Source organism: Prevotella sp. 885, assembly GCF_002265625.1.
In the GTDB taxonomy this organism is placed as follows: Bacteria; Bacteroidota; Bacteroidia; order Bacteroidales; family Bacteroidaceae; genus Prevotella.
In genome coordinates, this window is the sequence record NZ_NOVE01000103.1 from 1 (window position 1) to 2,993 (window position 2,993).

The following is a 2,993-nucleotide window of genomic DNA, read 5'->3' on the forward strand; positions in this document are numbered from 1 at the left end:
AAGTCCCTTGTACATATTAATGCTGACATCATTTTTCATACAGCAAAGGTAAACATCTTTACGGAAAATCTATCATGTATCGTTGATATATTTGGGTAGGGATGCCACGGACTTTATCGGATGAGCCTGAAAAAGACCTATTCTAACATTTGCAAGACTCTCGCTTGCGACTCGCTGGAAGCTAACGACGACAAGGTTACGCTTACCACGGCACAGCTCGACTCTATCGAGGCGGACATCACAGCGAAGTACAAGGAAATCACCACTCTCTCGGCTGACGTTGACCGCCTGACTAAGGCTAACAGCGATTTGGAGGAGAAACTGAAAAAGCTCCCTGCTGACACCACTAACACGGTTGTTGATGACAAGAAGGATGGTGGCACCAACACCGAAAAGTCAGACATCGAGAAGTTCTACGACACCACCAACTCGGCTCAGGCTCTCTTTGACTCATTACCATAACAACTCACAAATCATAATTCAAAACTCCCTATCATGGCAGGAAAACTACAATTTACCCTACAAGAATACAAGGATGCTGCTCGAAAGTGGCGTTCTGACTTCCTTCGTCTGCCGATTATCGGCTGCGACGAGACTCTTAAATTTATGACCGGTCGCCCTGGCATCCGCTACAAGGAGAGTGTGGGCACGCTCAACGCTTCGGCACAGTTCGCTCCTTACTCGCCAACTCGCTCGGAGGACGTGAACTTGCAGCTAGACTTCCGAACGCTTGAAACGTTCTTCGGGTCGGTGGTCGCGAAGTTCGAGCCTAACTCGGCTATCTCTACGCTCCTCGGCACTGGTGCCACTAAGGGCGACGGACAGAAGTCTGTACCTACGGCTCGCGAGGTGCTTGGACTTATCGCCAAGTCGCTCTCCGAAAAGCTCAATGATGCTATCTGGAGCGGTGTGCGCAACGCAAGCGGTACTACCACCCAGGATCTCTTCGATGGCTTCGATACCATCACAAAGAAGGAGGTTACTTCTGGTGCTCTCGCTAAGGAGAACGGCAATTACCTCAAACTGACAGATGCCATCACCTCTACCAACGCCGTTGACGTGGCTAAGGAGATTCTGTTCTCGCTCGACCCTCGTCTTCGCTCGCAGACTCTCTTCATGTACTGCTCGCAGGACTTCGTGGATAAGTATAACGAGGGTTATCTGCTCACCCATAGCGGTATTCCATACAACACGCAATACAATCAGCCTACTGTCGAGGGTTCTAACGGCAAACTCATCTTCTGCCCGCTTGCTAACAAGACGGACTCGAAGTATATCCACATCTCGCCAAAGATCAATATGCTTTATGGATATGACCAGATGGGCGACGTGGAATCGGTTGACGTTGAGCGTTTCGATGCGTTCCTTCTCTCGTACATCGCCACCATGTTCTTCGGTGTACAGTTCGAGTCTATCGACAAGCGACGCCTGAAGGTCGTTGAACTGGCTGGCTTATAGTCTAACTCTTAACAATAGTAATTATGGCAGCATCTAATACAGACGTACAAAAATCTCTTGCATGGGCGATGGGCACACCGGAACTTCCTGGTGTGCGTCGCCGTGTGTATTATACATCCAAGAATGATATTCTTGTTTGGCCTAAACTTCCTCATAACGAGGTCGGACGTGTCACTTCTTCTGTCTACGACGGCTCCTTCACGTTGAAGGAAAACGCTGTATGGAAATACATCGACATCCTTCCTGAGAAGTCGCAGCTCACAAGTGAGGCACAGGGTGAACTGCCGTCACAGACGCAGCTCAACAAACTCGTGGCGGTGCATCCGTCGGTAAGCGAAGCGGCATCGGCTGCAGCTGCTTACCTCAATAACAACGACAACGTCTTCATCGTCGAGGACATGAAGGGCAAGCACCGTGTCGTGGGTTGCGACAAGTGGACTACCAAGACCACCGTCACACAGGATCTCGGTCAGGGTGCCACTGGCACCACTGGCACCACTATCAACGTGGAGGCATCGGACGAGTGTCCGGCTCCGTTCTATACTGGTACTATCACCACTGAGGACGGCGACATTGATTGCACAGCGTAACGGCGAGTAAAGTTATAATCATAGTTGACCATGGACAAGCGGACTCCGATAGATATGCAGGAATTCTTGAATGACATTTCCGTGCCGGACTTATCGGGTCCGCTTGATCTGTCTTCACCCACTGCAGCGCATGAACAGAAGGATATCTTCGCCATCGAGAAACGTAAGGCGTGGGATAAGTCGGTCGAAGCGCGGTGCGACTTCACCCGACGCGTCCGGCTTACTCGACGGGCGGACACGTTCTTCATCTCTCTATGGCAGAAGTCGCTGTATGGCAGAACGCTGACGGATATCAAGGGCGACGACAGTATGGTGGCGTTCTTCGCTGATAGCATCTCACCACTTATACGTGACATCCTCGGTGAGGAGCTGAACACGGGGGCGTGGTGTATCGTCACCACTCCCAAACGTCGCCATCTCGTCAAGAACTTCGCCACTCGCATCAGCGAAATGATTGCTTCCCAACTGAACATCCCGTTCTACGAGGATGTTGCTTTCTGCCATTCCAAGCAGCGTATCGGGGCGGTGTTCACTATGAACAATCTCCCCAAAGAGCCTAACTGCATCGTCTTCGACGACTTCGTTACTACTGGCTCTACGCTGAAGGCTATGCGCAATGTGCTTACCGAACATCACAAGAATTGTGTGTTCTTTACTGGTATCAATAATAAATTGTAATCATTATGAACAATCTCACAGACAAACTCCAGCAATGGCTCGACACTCCATCTGCTGAGCGTGACTGGAACGAGGGTGCAATCCTTCTTCTCCAACTCACCAACAACACCATAATGTATCGTAATCTCAGCATCAATCCTAAAGGCAAGGCTGAGTTCATCGAAGGCAAGCTCCGTGCCTTCCTCAAAGCTCGCCGTGAGGTCGAAGCCCACGACGAGGTGAACATCATGCAGGAGCAAGTGGATGCTATCGTGGCAAGTCGAACAG

At 50.6% G+C, this 2,993-nt stretch carries 5 protein-coding genes; all 5 read left to right on the forward strand.

Annotated elements, in window-relative coordinates:
• Positions 1–120: 120 nt before the first annotated feature.
• Complete coding sequence (locus CHL74_RS15095; protein WP_176452287.1) at positions 121–462, forward strand: hypothetical protein; 342 nt, start codon at positions 121–123, stop codon at positions 460–462.
• A 33-nt stretch (positions 463–495) separates the two neighbouring features.
• Positions 496–1,458 (forward strand): hypothetical protein, encoded by a 963-nt coding sequence (locus CHL74_RS15100; protein ID WP_094881983.1) that lies wholly within the window; start codon positions 496–498, stop codon positions 1,456–1,458.
• Positions 1,459–1,481: 23 nt separating this feature from the next.
• Positions 1,482–2,048 (forward strand): hypothetical protein, encoded by a 567-nt coding sequence (locus CHL74_RS15105; protein ID WP_094881984.1) that lies wholly within the window; start codon positions 1,482–1,484, stop codon positions 2,046–2,048.
• A gap of 30 nt (positions 2,049–2,078) precedes the next feature.
• Positions 2,079–2,726 carry a phosphoribosyltransferase gene (locus tag CHL74_RS15110; protein ID WP_094881985.1) on the forward strand — a complete coding sequence of 216 codons (648 nt, stop codon included), beginning with the start codon at positions 2,079–2,081 and terminating at the stop codon, positions 2,724–2,726.
• Between the two features lie 5 nt (positions 2,727–2,731).
• Positions 2,732–2,993 (forward strand): hypothetical protein (locus CHL74_RS15115; RefSeq protein WP_141241353.1); only part of this gene is annotated, 262 nt, incomplete at its 3' end.

Excerpts from the sequence above, each read along its gene's own strand:
- CHL74_RS15095 (WP_176452287.1), top strand. The coding sequence starts at position 121 with ATGAGCCTGAAAAAGACCTATTCTAACATTTGCAAGACTCTCGCTTGC.
- CHL74_RS15100 (WP_094881983.1), top strand. The coding sequence starts at position 496 with ATGGCAGGAAAACTACAATTTACCCTACAAGAATACAAGGATGCTGCT.
- CHL74_RS15105 (WP_094881984.1), top strand. The coding sequence starts at position 1,482 with ATGGCAGCATCTAATACAGACGTACAAAAATCTCTTGCATGGGCGATG.
- CHL74_RS15110 (WP_094881985.1), top strand. The coding sequence starts at position 2,079 with ATGGACAAGCGGACTCCGATAGATATGCAGGAATTCTTGAATGACATT.